Consider the following 2,606-nt stretch of genomic DNA (forward strand, 5'->3'; position numbering starts at 1 on the left):
ACATGACACCCGACTTGCTTGACGCTGGCACAAAGCGAATGCAGGAGGCCCAAGCGCGAGCACAGGCCGTGGGCGGATCTGGGGGTCGAGCAACCGGTTATGCACACCCCTTGCAGGCTGGCGTGGTGGACATCAGCCACGGGCGCATTCTGTACCTCGAAGACGTCACAGTAAGCTTCGACGGATTCCGGGCGCTCAACAAACTCAATTTGGATATTGCACCCGGCGAACTGCGTTGCATCATCGGCCCCAACGGCGCGGGCAAAACCACGCTGATGGATGTCATAACCGGCAAAACCCGACCCGACTCAGGCACCGTTTTTTTTGGCTCGACCATTGATTTGCTGCGTCACAACGAGTCTGAAATCGCCTCCCTTGGCATAGGTCGCAAATTTCAGAAGCCCACGGTTTTCGAGCAACTGACGGTGTTCGAAAACCTTGAGTTGGCCTTGGCCTGCCATAAGGGGGTTTGGGCCAGCATGCGGTTCCAACTGAAGCCCGAGCAACGGGATCGCTTGGCACAGGTGCTGCACACCATCGAGCTTGGCGCACAATGCCACGCCTTGGCGGGCTCATTGAGCCATGGTCAAAAACAATGGCTTGAAATCGGAATGTTGCTGATGCAAGAGCCGAAGTTGCTGCTGCTTGACGAGCCTGTAGCCGGTATGACCGACGCCGAAACCGAACGCACGGCAGAGTTGTTGATGCAACTTAAACAGCATCACTCCTTGATCGTGGTCGAGCACGACATGGGTTTTGTGCGCTCTATCTGCTCCAAGGTAACGGTGCTTTGTGAGGGTGCGCTGTTGGCTGAGGGTACGCTCGATGAAGTGCAGGCCGATGAACGCGTAATTGAAGTTTATTTGGGGCGATGAGGTCCAACGGCCATGTTGATCATTGAGCAATTGCACCAGTATTACAGTGGTGCGCATATTTTGCGCGGGGTCAGCTTGCAGGCGCGTCGGGGCGAAATCACTGTGGTGCTGGGGCGTAACGGCGTCGGCAAGACCACGTTGCTTAAGTCCCTCATGGGCTTGGTACCGATCCGCAGCGGCTCCATTGAATTCGATGGCCAATCACTGGCGAAGTGCACGCCATACCAGCGCGCTCGCGCAGGCATTGGTTATGTGCCGCAGGGCCGCGAAATCTTTGCTCGGCTTACTGTGCGGGAGAACCTGCTCATGGGATTGGCAACCAAAAGCGCCAAGACTCCCATTCCGCCGGCATTGTTTGAGTTGTTTCCGGTGCTGGCTCAAATGAGTGGGCGCAGGGGGGGCGATCTGTCGGGTGGGCAGCAGCAACAATTGGCCATTGCCCGCGCCCTCGCTGCCGCGCCCGGCTTGCTGGTGCTCGACGAACCCACCGAAGGCATACAGCCCAGTGTCATCAAAGACATTGGCCGGGTGTTGCAGCATTTGGCCAAGAATGGGCTAGACGGTCAACCCATGGCGATCTTGCTGGTCGAGCAGTACTATGATTTTGCCGAGGCTCTGGCTGACCAGTTCGTGGTGATGCAGCGCGGTGAGGTGGTTGCCAAGGGCAGCGGGGAGGAAATGGGGGCGGCAAACATCAGCAAATTGGTTGCGATTTAAGGCTCCCCATGTGCTTCTGCCACCGTTCGGGTTTTCGTTGACGACGCACGCGATTCAGGTCTTCCAAATTCTGGGCTCTGCCGCTTCGGATCCCCACGCACAGGCGCGCACGTTGCGCCACGCGGCTTTGAGGGTTTGCATCACGGGCTCCACCAGTGGGCCCAGTGCCCGCACCACCAGCACCCTGTCGTGCGTGCATGTGGCGCCAGATCGGGTGGCGGTGGGGCTTTGGGCCAAGCTGTCCCGCGCGGACTGTAGCAGCGCCTCTCGGGTCTGCGACGGCCATGGGCTGCCGCTGGCCAGTACCAAGGTGCCGAGGCAACGCTGCCCCGCCAGCCCCAAGGGCGAGTCCATCAGCCGCTTGTCGAGGGCGTCGATTCGGCCCTGATCGAGCCAGCAATCTGCGATTTCGATGCGCTGTTGCAGGAAGCCGGAATCGAATGGCTGACCCGAGATAGGCAGTCCCAGCGCAGTCACTTCCCATGCCAGCAATTGGGCTTCGGGCGCAAGTTTGGCGCGCAAGGAATTGACAGCTTGGCAGCCGGGGTAGGCCAAGGTTTCCATCGGCAGCCATTCCAGTTTGGCCCCTTGTTCCAGTTCAATGTCAATCGATTGGGTGGCATCTGCCCCCAATGAGCGATAAAAGCGCGTGGCACCCGGAGTGGTCAGCAGCGCATGGCAAAACGCTTCGGCGTGGATGCGAATATCCAATCGGTCGCCGCCCACGAGCCCGCCGGGTGGATGGATCAAGACGTTATGGCATAGGCCCGGCCCTTGCGGGTAGTGGCTGTGAAATATGCGCAGCGGCCCCAGATGTTTGTGCGCCACGGTGGTGGTTGCGTGGCGGCGCTGGTAGCGCAAGATAAGTGAGGCGTTCCACGGCATGGGGTGTGGGCTGAATGAGTGGGTTGGGTGGCGCGAGCGTTTGCGTTTGACGTTTAGGTCAAGCAATTTATGCGCCATCCTGGATTGTGTTTGCCCACATTTGCCTGCACTTCATCGCCCACCATCTTG

3 protein-coding genes are annotated in these 2,606 nt (G+C 59.2%); 2 read left to right on the forward strand and 1 reads right to left on the reverse strand.

Features of this window, described 5'->3' with window-relative positions:
• The first annotated feature begins 2 nt into the window (after nucleotides 1–2).
• A complete protein-coding gene (gene urtD, locus KGZ92_05845) occupies nucleotides 3–875 on the forward strand; it encodes an urea ABC transporter ATP-binding protein UrtD (GenBank protein MBS3888810.1) in 873 nt (290 codons plus the stop codon).
• 12 nt (nucleotides 876–887) lie between these two features.
• A complete protein-coding gene (gene urtE, locus KGZ92_05850) occupies nucleotides 888–1,592 on the forward strand; it encodes an urea ABC transporter ATP-binding subunit UrtE (GenBank protein ID MBS3888811.1) in 705 nt (234 codons plus the stop codon).
• Nucleotides 1,593–1,646: 54 nt separating this feature from the next.
• On the opposite strand, the gene KGZ92_05855 is transcribed toward urtE, so the two are convergent.
• On the reverse strand, nucleotides 1,647–2,477 hold the full coding sequence (locus KGZ92_05855; protein ID MBS3888812.1) for an urease accessory protein UreD: 831 nt from the start codon (nucleotides 2,475–2,477) through the stop codon (nucleotides 1,647–1,649).
• Nucleotides 2,478–2,606: the final 129 nt, after the last annotated feature.

The organism is Bacillota bacterium, from assembly GCA_018333655.1.
GTDB lineage: Bacteria > Bacillota > UBA994 > UBA994 > UBA994 > BS524.